We start from the raw sequence: 14300 nt of genomic DNA on the forward strand, positions 1-14300 counted from the left end.
CAAGGTGCGCGTCGCCATGAGCAACGCCTTCGCCATGGGCGGTACGAACGCAGTTCTGGCATTCAGGCAGGTGTAGAAGCCATGCAAGACGCCTCATTTGAGGTCACCTGTCGTATCTAGCTGCTTGCCGGACCACTATGTGAAGCGAGCGCTATTGGCTGCCTCTGCGATGCGGGAATTGGCAGCGGACGTCTCACGATCAAACAGGCATCTGCTTGTAGAATTCTTTTAATCGTGAAGCGGCGCGAGTGCGCTATCCGTTGAGGTGAGCAAGGCCGGCGCCCTGGGTGAGCGCTGGTGTCGGGTGGTGGAAAGTACAGGGGGAGCTGTGTGGCCCCCTCTTTCTCGGCCTCGACGATGTGCGAAGGAGCCTGTGCGGCGAACGGGCCGACGCCCCAGGCTCAGAACCTGGGCGAACCTAACTCCCGCCAAAGGACAGCCCAGAGCTGGATACACGAAAGAGATACTGAACCCGCGAATCAGATTCTGATCAATCGTCGTGTCTGAGCTCCGCTCGGCTCTTACGGAGATAATCGCGCGGCCCGGCAACGGCCGCGCGTGCCGCGGGCGTGAGCTTTGCGCTTCGTCAGAAGTGCCTCGAGCGTGACGACGATAATTGACCAGCCATATGGAACGCATTCGCCCAGTTATCCAAAGCGTGGATACCTTTCATCTAAACAAAGGATTTTACCGTTTTTGCTGCAGGTCCCATAGAGGCGCTTCAAGTTGGAAAGATAGGTAGTTCCCATGGTTGCGTTGGATCCGAGGAGCATCATCTGGTGTGCGGGGCGCACAAAGTCAGTCGCATCTGCATTACGGCTTGGTCTTTCGGCGGTCTCCACAAGTTACGCCCCGTTGGTGCGATGCCAATTATTTAACCAATGCTTGGACATTTATCTCAACCAGACAGCTCCAAGGTGAGGTCTTCCATGCGCCCGAATGTCGATTGGAAGTTGTGCTGGGAAAATGAGCTGCAACTGGCCGACCATGTCGAACTCTCCGACTTTTTTCGAAAGACCTATGGACGGACTGGCGCCTTCAACGCGGAGCCATTCGAAGGCGGCCGCAGTTGGGCCGGCGCGAGGCCGGAATTCCGCGCAATCGGCTACGACGCGCATGGGGTAGCGGCTCACATCGGCATGCTGCGGCGCTTCATCAAAGTTGGCGAGGTCGACTTGATCGTCGCTGAATTGGGCCTGTACGCGGTTCGTCCGGATCTTGAAGGGCTCGGAATCGGTTTTTCGATGCGCGTGGCGTACCCAGTGCTCCATCAGTTGGGTGTTCCATTCGCTTTCGGCACGGTTCGGCACGCGCTGCGAAACCATGTCGAAAGATTCTGCAGAGCCGGCCTCGCGAACATTGTGTCGGGCGTTCGCGTACGATCGACCCGTCCAGATGTGCATCCCGACCTGCCGCCCACGCGCCTGGAAGACGTACTCGTGTTGGTTTCGCCGATCGGACGCTCGATGGACGAGTGGCCGTCCGGTACCCTGATCGACCGGAACGGTCCGGAACTATGAAGCCTCTGGACTACATATGCGAAGGGCAGAGTGACAATGCCGATGGCACTGCAGAGCGCAGCGTCTATCTGACGTTTGACGATGGTCCCAATTCATTTTTCACACCGCAGATACTCAATGTGCTGGCGCAACATCAGGTGACGGCGACCTTCTTCGTTGTTGGGGCCTACGCGGCCGACGAGCCGGAACTCGTTCGCCGAATTATTACAGACGGGCACGGTATAGCCAACCACACGATGACTCATCCGGACCTGGCCAAATGCGGGTCCGTCGAAGTCGACTGCCAGATAGTTGAGGCAAACAGAGTCATAGGGATGGCTTGCCCGCAGGCCATGGTTCGGTACTTTCGTGCACCGTATGGCATCTGGACCGAAGAAGTAATCGCTGCATCAGCGGGTGCGGCATTGGCGCCCGTCCATTGGTCCATTGATCCACGCGACTGGTCTCGCCCCGGCGTTGACGCCATCGTCGACAGAGTGCTCGCCGATATCCGGCCGGGCGCAATCGTGCTGTTGCACGACGGGTGCGCTCCCGACGAATTGCAACCAGGCAATCAAGCCAGTCTGCGCGACCAGACGGTGACAGCGTTGTCACGCCTAATTCCAGAATTGCACGGCCGCGGATTTGTAATCCGATCACTTCCTCAACACCCCTGAACAAACAGAGATCCTATGGACCTTCTCACCACAGCCAGTACTGTTGCCGTTTCGTCTTATGCGGTGCTCTCGACTGTTTACAGAGGCATGCAAGCGGTCTACTCCCAACCGGAAAATGTTACGCCGCCGTCGGAAAGCTTGTTCGGATCCGACCGTTGGCCGAGCGTGGATGTCATTATCCCCTGCTACAATGAGGACCCGCGCACACTCGCGGCGTGTTTAGCTTCCATTGCAAATCAAGATTACGCCGGAACATTTCAGGTCTATCTGGTTGACGACGGTTCTGGAAATCGTAATGCCGTCATCCCGGTACATCACGCCTACGAGGGCGACCCGAGATTCAATTTCATTCTGCTCCGCGAGAATGTTGGCAAACGCAAGGCGCAGATCGCCGCCATCCGCCGCTCATCTGGAGATTTCGTGCTCAGCGTCGACTCTGACACGACACTTGCGTCCGACGTCATCACAAAGCTTGCAGTAAAAATGCGGGATTCCATGGTCGGAGCGGCCATGGGCCAGCTGACGGCATACAACCGCAGCGACACTTGGTTGACCCGATTGATCGATATGGAATACTGGCTGGCTTGCAATGAGGAGCGCGCGGCGCAAGGTCGCTTTGGTGCGGTCATGTGCTGCTGCGGCCCATGTGCAATGTACCGCCGGTCTTGTCTCCTTTCTCTGCTGGATCAATACGAGACGCAGCTGTTCAGGGGGAAACCAAGCGACTTCGGTGAAGACCGTCATCTTACGATCCTCATGCTGAAAGCAGGCTTTCGAACCGAGTACGTTCCAGGTGCCGTCGCGGCGACAGTCGTTCCGGACAAGATGGGACCTTATTTGCGCCAACAACTCCGCTGGGCACGAAGCACCTTCCGGGACACGATGCTTGCGCGAGGTCTACTGCGTGGCCTGGATCGCTATCTAACTTTGGATGTGATGGGAGAGAATCTCGGCCCATTGTTGCTCGGCATCGCGGTAGTAACGGCGCTCGGTGAGCTACTATTTTCACATACAGTAAATTGGTGGACGGTGCTGGCTATTGTCACGATGACCATAATCAGATCTACGGTGTTATCTTTCCGCACTCGGCAGCTTCGATTCATCGGCTATTCAATGCACGCGTTAATCAGGATATTCCTGTTGATCCCCTTGAAGGCTTACGCCCTGTGTACATTGAGCAATAGCGATTGGCTGTCGCGTAAAAGTGTTCCCCTGCCCAACAGGAGCACAAAGGAAATCACAAGCGCGATGCCGCTTGCCGGAGCAAATGCTGCGGGCAATTCTGGAATTGCGGAGTCACTTCATACTGCAGATCTTTCGCTCACAGCTGGTGAAGTCTGACGGCCTTGCAGCGCCGAGTGACCGAGTAAGTTGTGTCAGTCGACACGGGGTGAAGCTTTCGAGTTACCTATGGTCAGAACGGGAACTATCTGGAAGCGACACGTGGCATCTTGACGTTATTCTTTGGCGGAAGCGATACACGCGTCGCTCCGGCCGCGACTTTCCAAAGGTGCCATCTCAAGGCGGTGGCCTGCTCTGAACCAGAATTCGCAAGTAAGCTGCCGGTGGCCAATCGGACTCATTCCGCTTGAGATAGACGCATGTCCAATGTAGCAATCGACCTTACCGGCGTAACCAAATTATTCGGAAACAAGCTCGTTGTGGACGGGCTGTCCTTCACCGTTGCATCGGGAGAGTGCTTCGGTCTGCTGGGGCCGAACGGCGCAGGCAAGAGCACGATTGCGCGTATGCTCCTCGGTATGACCCGGCCTGACGCGGGTGATATAACAGTCCTCGGTCTACCAGTGCCGGCACGCAGCCGCTTGGCCCGCAAGGGCATAGGCGTGGTCCCGCAGTTCGACAATCTCGACCTGGAATTTACGGTACGCGAGAACCTGTTGGTGTTCGGGCGCTACTTCGGCATGAGTACAAGAGAGATCAACGCCGTCATCCCACGGCTCCTCGAGTTCGCTCGCCTTGAGAGCAAGGCGGATTCACGTGTCGGCCTGCTATCCGGCGGGATGAAGCGGCGCCTGACGCTGGCACGTGCTCTGATCAACGACCCCCAGTTGCTTGTGATGGATGAGCCCACGACCGGCCTCGACCCGCATGCCCGCCATCTGATCTGGGAGCGACTTCGTTTCCTGCTGGCGAGCGGAAAAACGATCATTTTGACCACCCATTTCATGGAAGAGGCTGAGCGGCTTTGTGATCGGCTGTGTGTTCTCGAGCGGGGACGCAAGATCGCCGAGGGCAGTCCTCATGCGCTGATCGACGAGTACATTGGGTGCAACGTGATCGAGATCTTCGGCGGCAATCCACAGGAGCTGATTTCGCTGATCAGACCGTACGTTCAGCGTGTCGAGGTAAGCGGCGAGACGCTCTTTTGCTATGCGCCTGAGCCGGAGGATGTGCGCATCCAGCTTCGCGGTCGAGCGGGTCTGCGTATTCTAGAGCGTCCACCCAGTCTGGAGGACGTTTTCTTGAGGTTAACCGGACGTGAGATGGAGAAGTGAGCAATGGGTGAACGTTTTGCGGCCGCTCTACCCGCCAACGCCTGGAACTGGATCGCGGTGTGGCGCCGCAATCATCTGGCATGGAAGAAGGTGGCATTTGCTTCAATGCTCGGCACCCTTGCTGATCCGATGATTTACCTTTTCGGGCTCGGCACTGGCCTTGGACTGTTGGTAGGCCGCATCGAAGGTGCATCCTACATCGCCTTTCTGGCAGCCGGCATGGTTGCGACGAGCGCGATGACAGCATCAACCTTCGAAACAATTTACGCGGTTTTCGGTCGAATGCGCGATCAGGGCACTTGGGAAGCAATCCTGCACACACAACTTACCCTCGGCGACATCGTTCTCGGTGAATTGACCTGGGCAGCCACAAAGGCCTTTCTGGCCGGTACGACAATTGCGATTGTTGCCGCCGCGCTAGGTTATGCCGCGTGGACGTCGGTTCTCTACGTGCTGCCGGTCATCGCTCTCACCGGGTTCGCCTTTGCGAGCCTGGCCATGCTCGTCATCGCGCTCGCGCCCAGTTATCACTATTTTATTTTCTATCAGACGCTTGTCATCACACCCATGCTGTTCCTTTCGGGCGCGGTTTTTCCAGTCGGCCAATTGCCAGGAGTGTTTCAGCAGATTGCGGCCTTCTCGCCGCTGGCGAATTCTATCGATCTAATCCGTCCGGTGATGCTCGGCCGCCTGGGCGACAATGTAGGGCTGCATATAGGCGCACTTTGCATGTTCGCTGTATTGCCTTTTTTTCTGTCGGCTGGACTGTTTCATCGACGACTAATGCGTTGACGCTTACCTACGCCCATCAACGAGAAGGAGGTCCGCAATGCCGGATTGCAAACTGCCCCCAGCGGCCCGGAGGCATGCGTGTGCCAGGAATCGCGAGTGGTACAACAACGCCGAAGCCGGGCGCCACCCAGCCGCTGCAGGCACGCGCCCATCTTCGCGACCACACCTCGGAGTACAGGCTGGGTGGTGAGGCGCGCGGACCCACCCGGAGCGTTCAAGCGATAGCAGCCAAGCTTCTTGTGCGCGTCCCCAGACCGTCGCGGCCATTATTTAGTTGGATACACATGCAATGACCCACAACGAACCAACTCCTGAGCCTTTTGTGATCCTTGCTATGCCAAGGACCGGAACACACTATTTAGAAGAATTGCTAAACGAGCATCCGACCGTTCTGAGTAACGGTGAGTTGCTAAACGAATATGATCCCAATTGGCCCAGCACGGATCGCCTGCTAGGCACGGATCGCGAGCTTCTTGAGCTTGCCTATGTGCGCTGCCCTATGCGCGACTACAAGAATGTGACGCATCTTGGCTGCAAGATCAATGAACCTCAGTTTCGCGAGCGTCCAGCATTCTTTGCGGAATTAGCTCGTTGGCCAGCACTCAAGGTCATCCTCGTTGTTCGCCGAAACGTATTGGAATCGCTCCGATCCTTTGTGCAGGCCAGGGAAAGCGGTCAGTGGCTGAAGTTCAGCTCGGACAACGATACCGCTCGGCCACCGAGCGTCAGGTTGTCAATCGCCGACTGTGAGGCTTATTTCAAAGCCGCCGACGATTTTCACGCTCGCGTTATGGACTCCTTCACGTCGACCAACCTGCTTGTAATGGAATACGAGAGCCTACTTCACGAACCTGCCCAATGCTTGGGAGCGGTTTGGGATTTCCTGGGCGTTCCAGCGCTTGAGCCATCAGATAACGCCATCTTGCAGCGCCAGGAAACGCGACCGCTTGATCAAACGGTGGAGAACTTTGACGAGTTGCGGATTCACTTCGCACGCGGACCTTATTCAAGATTTTTTGACCTCGGAGATTCAATGCGCTCCTACGCTTAATCGCTTGTACCGCGTGCTCTGATGGGCGTGTAGGATATCCTGCAGTTTGCGCGCATTCCGTTCCAAAACTGACAAACCAAAGTCACCAAGGCAACCGGCAGTCGATCTGCGGCGAACATCAAAGGGCACGGGCGCAAGGCGACCTGGTCAATTCCCTCTCTGATGAAGCACTTCCTCAGACGCGATCTTTGGCGAGCCTCGAGTGCAGAATTCCGGCAAGGTGGAGGGTTCCAGTGCGCAACTGCACCAATCTCGCTGGACGGGACAGGCGTCCAGTTGGCACGGCGCTTGCTCCGAGATGACAGCAGCGCTCGACCGGAGCGCAGCATGGGAGAAGGAGGAGCCCCCACCCCGATCCGGTCAGGGAGAGAGAAACGATGTTGGTTCCAAGAGTCCCCCGCGCGATCGCAGCGCCCCGCAAGCGCCATTTTGCCCGGACCTACGTGCAGGTACTTGCCGCCATGGTCCTTGGAGCCGCAATTGGCTACCTCTATCCGGAAACCGGCCAAAGCCTGAAGCCGCTCGGCGATGCCTTCATCAAAGTCATCAAGATGATTATCGCACCTGTCATCTTCCTGACAATTGCGACCGGCATTGCCGGCATGAGCGATCTGCAGAAGGTCGGCCGAGTTGCCGCCAAGGCGATGGTTTATTTCCTTACCTTCTCGACGCTTGCACTCGTTGTCGGGCTGATTGTCGCGAATATCGTTCAGCCTGGCGCCGGCCTCAACATCGATCCGGCCTCGCTCGATGTCGAAGCCGTTAAGGGCTATGTGGCCACGGCTCACGAGCAGTCCGTGACCAGCTTCCTGATGAACATCATCCCGTCAACGATTGCCAGTGCCTTCGCGGAAGGCGACATCCTGCAAGTCTTGTTCTTCTCGGTCTTGTTCGGCATTGCTCTGGCGATGACCGGAGAGACGAGCAGGCCGGTCGTTACCTTTCTCCAGGCGCTCACCGCCCCCATTTTTAAGCTCGTCGGCATTCTGATGAAGGCTGCACCCATCGGCGCCTTCGGCGCTATGGCCTTTACGATCGGCAAATACGGAATCGGTTCGGTGGCCAACCTCGCGATACTGGTCGCGACGTTCTATCTGACCGCCTTCCTCTTCGTGTTCGGGGTTCTCGGCGTGGTCTGCCGCTGCAACGGCTTCTCGATCTTTTCTCTTGTCCGCTACATCAAGGACGAGCTGCTGCTTGTCCTGGCAACGTCCTCCTCGGAGGCCGCGCTGCCCTCGCTCATGGAGAAGATGGAGAAGGCCGGCGCCGCGCGTTCGGTCGTAAGTCTCGTCATCCCTACTGGATACTCATTCAATCTGGACGGCACCAATATCTACATGACGATCGCCGCCCTCTTCATCGCGCAGGCGACGAACACAGATTTGTCAATTGCCGATCAGATCCTCCTGCTGCTAATTGCGATGCTTTCCTCGAAGGGTGCGGCAGGCGTCACCGGCGCCGGCTTCATCACATTGGCCGCTACTCTGTCTGTCGTGCCGAGTGTTCCCGTTGCCGGAATGGCTCTAATTCTTGGCGTGGACCGCTTCATGTCGGAATGCCGCGCGCTGACGAATTTAGTCGGTAATGCGGTGGCATCGCTCGTTGTCGCTCGCTGGGAAGGCGAATTGGACCAGTCCCGGATGGAAGCCGCTTTCCGCGGTTAGGGTTACATCAAACGGGCTCCCCGCAAGCAAGCAATAGCGCGACGTGTAAGTCACGGCCTTCACAGCAGTCGAATTGCCGGCCTCCAAAGAGCGCTGGAAATAGTGTACTAACGCGGAGAGTAATACAACACCATGAAGCCCCTAAGCAAACGAACGGTTCACGGAAACTCATCTGGGTCCGCATGGAGCGCTGTTCGTCGAATGCGTTATCAACCGTGGGGTGTGGTAACTATTTCAGCTTGCCGCCCCAAGCCGTCGCGGGATCGCACCGGATGACGGAGGACCGGCCGATCAGAATCGCTAGGGGAAAGCGCGTCACAATTGCCGATCTCGCCCGCGAAGCCGGAGTCAGCGTAGCAACAGTCGATCGGGTTCTGAACGTCCGCCTTCCGGTGCGAGAGGAGACCGCCCAGCGGGTCCATGCGGCCGCGCACGCGATCGGCTATCATGCTGCCGGTCTCATCAAACAGCGCTTGCAGCAGCACCTGCCGCACTACAAGCTGGGCTTCATCTTGAGAAAACCTGCCCACGATTTTTACCAAGATTTCGCTCGCAATATTGAAGAGTCGGTCAGTATGGCTAAATCCTTCCACGGCCTTCCGATCATCGAGTTCGCGCAGTCACATTTGCCGCGTGACCTGCTCCCGCTTCTTAAGGACCTTGGAAGCCGCTGCCAGGCGATCGCCATGGTGGCGGCCGATCACCCGAAAATCACAGCATCAGTCGAGGAGCTCAAGGCGAAAGGTATCCCGGTATTTTCGCTGTTATCCGACTTCGCCGATGGCGTGCGCGAGGGCTACATCGGCCTCAACAACAGCAAGGTCGGACGGACTGCCGCTTGGGTGTTTTCCAAGGCCGCAAAACGGCCCGGCAAGGTGGCGGTGTTTGTCGGAAGCCATCGCTTCCAGGCGCATGCGACGCGGGAAACGGCCTTTCGTGCCTATTTTCGTGAGAACGCGCCCAAATTCGAGGTGCTTGATCCGCTCGTGAACCTTGATGAACGGCAGCTCACTTACGAAAAATTGCTGGATCTTATGCAGCGGGAACCAGAGCTCGTCGGCTTCTATATGGCCGGCGGGGGTATAGAGGGAGCAATTTCCGCGCTCCGAGAAGAGGGGAGCGGTCAGGATCTCGTCGCGATCGTGAGTGAAATGACGCCGCAGTCACGTGGGGCGCTTGCGGATGACATCTTGACGATGGCGGTCGGCACGCCAATGCGCCGACTTTGCCAGGAGCTGATAATGGCAATGGAGCGGGCCATCAAAGCCGGCGTCGCGGAGAGCCCGGGGCAGACATTTCTGCCGTTCGACATTTATCTTCCGGAAAATATTTGACCTTGATGGATTTCTATCATGAGCGCCCATTTTCCTTTCACCGATGAAAGGAAAGCTCGATTGACTCGGCCGTCTCTGTCCGATCTGTGAACCGGCGTGGTTCCGTCTTGAAAGAAGCCGGATGCCGAAATGGCAGCCGCGCTTCATGGAAGGAAAGTCAAGCAATGCGCCAGGTATCGCCCCGCTTTGCACTCGATCACATGGCGGCGCCCCGCCTTGACGTCAGTGCGCTTTTCGCGCTTGCCCGTGACCAAGGCCTGACCGACGTCCAAATCCGTTACCCTCATTTCAGCAATCCTGTCGCACGCGGCATTCCGGCTGCGGACGTTCGGTTTGCCGCTACCGAAGCGGGCGTCACGATCATCTCTGTCAACGCCTTGCAGCGGTTCAACGACTGGACTCCAACGCGTCAGGCCGAGGCAAGCAACCTCGCCGATTATGCGACGGCGTGCGGGGCAGAGACGCTCGTGTTGGTGCCGGCCAACCGCAGCTCGTGGCCCACCAATAGCGAGCGCCAGGACAATCTTCGTTTCGCTCTAAACGAGATCAAGCCAATCCTCCAGTCGCGGGGTCTGATCGGTCTCATCGAGCCGCTGGGTTTCCGAACCTGCTCGCTTCGATCAAAGAAGGAAGCGGCCGAGGCCGTTGCCGCGGTTGATGGCCAGTCCGTCTTTCGCCTCGTGCACGACACGTTCCACCACACCCTGGCCGGGGAGACATGCCTGTTCTGCGAGCTTACCGGCCTGGTGCACATTTCAAGCGTAAACGACCCGACCTTCTGGATTTACCCCGATCGCTTTCTTGCAGGTTCCGACAATGGCAGCCAGATTCAGGCGCTGCTGGATGGCGGCTACGCGGGACCTTTCTCGTTCGAGCTGATCGAGGAAGTCCATTCTCTGGACGATCTCGCAGGCGCACTTGCCGCCAGCATCGACTTTATCCGGCGAGGGCTATTGTCGTCAAAGTAGATGGTGACAGGTGTAGTGACTATAGGTGCGCCTGAATTTTCCGAGGGTTCACAGCGGGGCAGCCATCCGAGATGCCTCCTGTATCATTATCTCCCGCATCCAGATGCTTGCCGGATCGCTATTGTGGAGGGCCGGCCATTGGAGGGTCTCGGTGAATGTGGGAAATGGCAGCGGAAGTTCGATAACCCGCAGGGGGAACGTTTTTTCGAAATGCCTGACCAGCCGTAAGGGCATGGTCGCTATACGAGCTGTGCCGGACACCATAGGTGGAATCATGCTGAAGCCCTGCACGGCGACCTCGACACGTCTCTTAAGGCCATGCTCAAGCAAAAACCATTCCTCGATAGACGGCTTCATCGTACGCCCGAACCTGACCGCGACGTGCCTCATCGACATGTATCTCTCGAATGTAAGCTGCTGTGGCAGCTGCTTGTTTGTGGGACAGCCTACGCACACGAGCTTCTCGTCAAACAGCGCAATGCTTGAATGCACACTCGACGTGAACATATCCGGTAGAATTAGAAAATCGACGTCACCGCGCCGGAGAAGCTCATCGGGGCTATCGTCGACAGGCAGCAGTTCGAAGCTGACGGCGGGGGCTTCCCGTGAAATACGCTCCACAAGCTTTTCGAAAAACACGAGCGTGACGAAATCGGAAAGAATGATCCTGAAGAGGCGATCGGCTCGAGCTGGGTCAAACGGATCCGAAGAAATAATCGAGCACTGGATGTGCTGGAGAGCGTCGCGAACTGCGGGGGCAAATGCTGCCGCACGCGGGGTTAGAAATCGTTCGCGACCTCTTATCGTAAACAGTTCATCGCGGAAATAATCGCGCAGTCGGGCGACGGCCGCACTCATGGCGGGCTGACTCAGGTTGATCCTGCGTGCCGCCGCCGAGAGATTACGCTCCGTCAGGAGTGCGTCGAGCACAACGAGGAGATTTAGATCAAGTCCTTTGAAACGCATGTCATCAGCCATCCATGGGATGGATGCCTTTAACCGAAACAAACGACTTTAACAATTTAGCATTCTTGCAATCTTTTGTCGCAAAAAGTTTATGATGGATGACGTTAAGGTCCGACATATGAGCCGCGTGATCTGCCGAAGCGAGCAATCGTTCGTACTGTGCAGGTCAGAGATTGGCAGTTTGAAACGCCGGGCCGATGGCGCCGGGCTATCAACCAGCGTCTTCGGCGGCCCCGACCTAGCTGGGCGTGGAATCTAATAGGGTGCACCTTTCCAGTCCGAGGCGACTGATGGGCGGTTTGATCCTAAGCTGCCGTGAGGCCTGTGCCAATTGTATCGGCGAGCCAATGCAGCAGTCCGGCAGCGTTTTTGAGAGCTGTTGTAGGCTCGGCCTAAGCCCATTGGCGCAAGCCTATCTGAACGAAGCGCTTGGCCTTGCCGCTATCCGGTATGTGATCTGTGGTGTCTTCTCGTCCTGCTGTTCTTGTTTTGGAACGCCCTTATGGTGAGCCCATCCGGGACGTGGGGCACCGGGAGCACAAAGGTGCAGGCAGGCCGTCAATAGACCGTGGGCTGAGAGCCCGAGCTCGTTACATGGCCGCCCCTGGCGACTTTCCCGGATGCGCTGCGAGCGCGGATCAGTAGATGTCGTGTTGCCCGCCAGCTCCCGTCTTTGACCGAGCCAAGAAGGAGGAACGGGCATGCTTATCATCGGACTGGATATTCACCGCGCCTTCGCCGAAGCAGTGGCATGGGAGGAGGGCAGGCTCAGGCGACTCGGCCGCGTCGACATGCGGCGCGATCTGCTGGCGGCGTTCGCCGCGAAGCTGTCGCCGAACGATGTCGGGGTGATCGAGGCCACCGGCAGCGCGACGTCCGCTGCAGCTGTGATTGCGCCGCATGTGAAGAAGGTGGGGATCGCCAAGCCGAAACAGGTGTTTATCGTTGCCTATGCCAAGATCAAAACGACGATCGACGCCGACGTTCTTGCGCAGCTCTATGCCAGCGGCTTCTTGCCAGAAGTCTGGATTGCGGACGAGCCGACGCAGGCTCTGCGTCGACAGGTGACACGGCGCAATCAGATTGTCCGACAGAGATCTCGATTGAAGAGCGTCATCCAGTCGATCCTTCATAGCCACCTGATCCGTCCTGCCCGCATGCCGACCTGTGCGGCGCCAAGGGTCGGACCTGGTAATCGAGCAGGTCGTACCGCAGGACGAGCGCCTCGCGATCGATGGGCATCTGCGCGAGTTCGACCGATTGGGCGAAGACCTCCAGGTCATCGAACGCGATCTTGTCCGCTCGGCTCTCGAGGATGAAGGCGTGAAGCGGCTGATGACCATTCCCGGCGTCGACATCACCGTCGCGCTGGCGATGAAGGGCGGCGATCGGCGACGTGTCGCGCTTCGACGATCCGCAGAAGCTCGTGACCTATCTCGGGTTGAACCCAAGCGTCCAGCAGTCCGGCCAGGTCCGGCCTACCATGGGCGGATCACCAAGCAGGGCCGTGGTCATGCGCGCGGCATGCTCGTCGAGGCGGCCTGGGCGGCCGCTCGTGCTCCCGGACCGTTGCGAGCCTTCTCCCTGCGGCGTGCGAGCCCGGCGCGGACAGCATGTCGCGGCCGTGGCAACCGCACGCAAACTCTCTGTCGTGATCTGTCATCTGTTGAGAAGGGCGAGAGTTACGCGTAGGCTCGACCCTCCCTGCATGCCAAGAAGCTTGCGCGATGTGGAACTCAAGGCCGGGAGCAAGGCTGTGCGCGGCCAAAAGGGAGCGCACGCCTACAACATAAAGAGCCACCGGGAAGAAGAGCGCCGCTGGGTGGAGCAGGCCGAGGGCGCCTATGCACGCCTCGTCGCCGGTTGGAACCCACGAGGTCCGAAGAGGGTAGGCACGGATGCCGCAAACCGGGCGCCCAGCTTGGCATAAGGGCTACGTGGCCTCAGGAAGCGTCGTCGCCAATGCAGACCATGGACGAATTCCCAGCCGATGCCGAGATGCCGGTCGACCGTGCCTGTCGCCGTCCGGTGATGCGATGCCCCCGAGCGGATGAGTTCGCCCCGGATGCTCCCGGTCACGACGCACGGGTTCGGGTTCCAAGGCGCTCAGTTTTGTTCGCGCCCAATCGGTGTAGGACGCGGCAGAAAATACGAGCGTGACGAAATCGGGAAGAATGATCCTGAAGCGGCGATTCGGTAGAGCCGGGTCAAACTATCCGACGAAATAAACGAGCACTGGATGGGCGGGAGAGCGTCGCGAACTGGAGGGCAAGAGCTCCCGGACGCAGCGTTAAGTTTGAATACCTCCGCGGACATGGTCGCGAGCTTATCGCGCAAATAATCGAGCAGCCGAGCGCCGGCCGCACTCATGACCGGCTGGGCTCGGTTAATCCTGCATGCCGCGCCCATGAGGTTGCGCTCTGTCGGGAGTGCGTCGAGCACAACGACGAGATGTAGTTCACGATCTTTGAAACGCGTGGTCAACTATCCAAAGTGTGGATGCCTTTCATCGAAACAAACGATTTCATCAATGTTCTGGAATCCTGCATGGGCAGAAGCACCTGACGCACACCGATGCCCCCACTGCCTCATGGCGTGGCGAGCGTCTTAAGAAACCGCCCGAAAGGAGATTTTTCATGCGCTCTACCGGGCAGTGGAGTGCTGGGAAAGGGAGTTGCAACTGACCGGGTCCGACTTCTTCCGAGCCTATGGACAGACTGGGAGACGCGCACGGTGTAGCGGCTCACATCGTCATACTGCACCTACGCCACACACCGGCCGGACCTGATCCGGCTTTATGAGCATTGGGCTTTGTCAGTTGCCCAAGCGTGAT

At 58.0% G+C, this 14300-nt stretch carries 11 protein-coding genes and 1 pseudogene; 11 read left to right on the top strand and 1 reads right to left on the bottom strand.

From position 1 onward, the window contains the following. Positions 1-929 precede the first annotated feature (929 nt). From EOA28_RS07990 to EOA28_RS08030, 9 genes are all read left to right on the top strand, one after another. Entirely contained in the window at positions 930-1520 is a 591-nt protein-coding gene (locus tag EOA28_RS07990) for a NodA family N-acyltransferase (protein WP_024505875.1), read from the top strand. Next, positions 1517-2176, top strand: a complete 660-nt coding sequence (gene nodB, locus EOA28_RS07995; protein ID WP_126057632.1) for a chitooligosaccharide deacetylase NodB — start codon at positions 1517-1519, stop codon at positions 2174-2176. Before EOA28_RS07990 ends, nodB begins: the two co-directional genes overlap by 4 nt. 15 nt (positions 2177-2191) lie before the next feature. After that, the gene (gene nodC / locus EOA28_RS08000; protein WP_032899868.1) at positions 2192-3517 is read left to right on the top strand and encodes a chitooligosaccharide synthase NodC; all 1326 of its coding nucleotides are present in this window, start codon (positions 2192-2194) and stop codon (positions 3515-3517) included. A gap of 260 nt (positions 3518-3777) precedes the next feature. Next, entirely contained in the window at positions 3778-4692 is a 915-nt protein-coding gene (gene nodI, locus EOA28_RS08005; protein ID WP_024505873.1) for a nodulation factor ABC transporter ATP-binding protein NodI, read from the top strand. Between the two features lie 3 nt (positions 4693-4695). Continuing rightward, on the top strand, positions 4696-5484 hold the full coding sequence (locus EOA28_RS08010) for an ABC transporter permease (protein WP_029356621.1): 789 nt from the start codon (positions 4696-4698) through the stop codon (positions 5482-5484). A gap of 289 nt (positions 5485-5773) precedes the next feature. After that, positions 5774-6535, top strand: coding sequence for a sulfotransferase (locus tag EOA28_RS08015; RefSeq protein ID WP_024505871.1), 762 nt, complete (start codon positions 5774-5776; stop codon positions 6533-6535). A gap of 377 nt (positions 6536-6912) precedes the next feature. Continuing rightward, on the top strand, positions 6913-8199 hold the full coding sequence (locus tag EOA28_RS08020; protein ID WP_126063813.1) for a dicarboxylate/amino acid:cation symporter: 1287 nt from the start codon (positions 6913-6915) through the stop codon (positions 8197-8199). Positions 8200-8471: 272 nt separating this feature from the next. Then, positions 8472-9533, top strand: a complete 1062-nt coding sequence (locus tag EOA28_RS08025; protein WP_024505889.1) for a LacI family DNA-binding transcriptional regulator — start codon at positions 8472-8474, stop codon at positions 9531-9533. Between the two features lie 164 nt (positions 9534-9697). Next, positions 9698-10501, top strand: coding sequence for a TIM barrel protein (locus tag EOA28_RS08030; protein ID WP_024505888.1), 804 nt, complete (start codon positions 9698-9700; stop codon positions 10499-10501). Between the two features lie 48 nt (positions 10502-10549). Here EOA28_RS08030 and EOA28_RS08035 read toward each other — a convergent pair whose 3' ends face one another. Then, a complete protein-coding gene (locus EOA28_RS08035; protein WP_024505887.1) occupies positions 10550-11467 on the bottom strand; it encodes a LysR family transcriptional regulator in 918 nt (305 codons plus the stop codon). Between the two features lie 701 nt (positions 11468-12168). Here EOA28_RS08035 and EOA28_RS41110 point away from each other — a divergent pair. Together EOA28_RS41110 and EOA28_RS41115 are read left to right on the top strand one after the other, a co-directional pair. Then, positions 12169-12543, top strand: a pseudogene (locus tag EOA28_RS41110) (IS110 family transposase); the annotation flags it as partial. 91 nt (positions 12544-12634) lie between these two features. Then, positions 12635-13159, top strand: coding sequence for a transposase (locus EOA28_RS41115; RefSeq protein ID WP_245265439.1), 525 nt, complete (start codon positions 12635-12637; stop codon positions 13157-13159). The last annotated feature ends 1141 nt before the right edge of the window (positions 13160-14300 follow it).

Source organism: Mesorhizobium sp. M2A.F.Ca.ET.067.02.1.1 (genome assembly GCF_004023285.1).
Lineage (GTDB): Bacteria > Pseudomonadota > Alphaproteobacteria > Rhizobiales > Rhizobiaceae > Mesorhizobium.

Bases quoted from the DNA above. Each gene is read 5' to 3' on its own strand.
- EOA28_RS07990 (WP_024505875.1), top strand. From the start codon at position 930: ATGCGCCCGAATGTCGATTGGAAGTTGTGCTGGGAAAATGAGCTGCAA.
- nodB (WP_126057632.1), top strand. From the start codon at position 1,517: ATGAAGCCTCTGGACTACATATGCGAAGGGCAGAGTGACAATGCCGAT.
- nodC (WP_032899868.1), top strand. From the start codon at position 2,192: ATGGACCTTCTCACCACAGCCAGTACTGTTGCCGTTTCGTCTTATGCG.
- nodI (WP_024505873.1), top strand. From the start codon at position 3,778: ATGTCCAATGTAGCAATCGACCTTACCGGCGTAACCAAATTATTCGGA.
- EOA28_RS08010 (WP_029356621.1), top strand. From the start codon at position 4,696: ATGGGTGAACGTTTTGCGGCCGCTCTACCCGCCAACGCCTGGAACTGG.
- EOA28_RS08015 (WP_024505871.1), top strand. From the start codon at position 5,774: ATGACCCACAACGAACCAACTCCTGAGCCTTTTGTGATCCTTGCTATG.
- EOA28_RS08020 (WP_126063813.1), top strand. From the start codon at position 6,913: ATGTTGGTTCCAAGAGTCCCCCGCGCGATCGCAGCGCCCCGCAAGCGC.
- EOA28_RS08025 (WP_024505889.1), top strand. From the start codon at position 8,472: ATGACGGAGGACCGGCCGATCAGAATCGCTAGGGGAAAGCGCGTCACA.
- EOA28_RS08030 (WP_024505888.1), top strand. From the start codon at position 9,698: ATGCGCCAGGTATCGCCCCGCTTTGCACTCGATCACATGGCGGCGCCC.
- EOA28_RS08035 (WP_024505887.1), bottom strand. From the start codon at position 11,467: ATGCGTTTCAAAGGACTTGATCTAAATCTCCTCGTTGTGCTCGACGCA.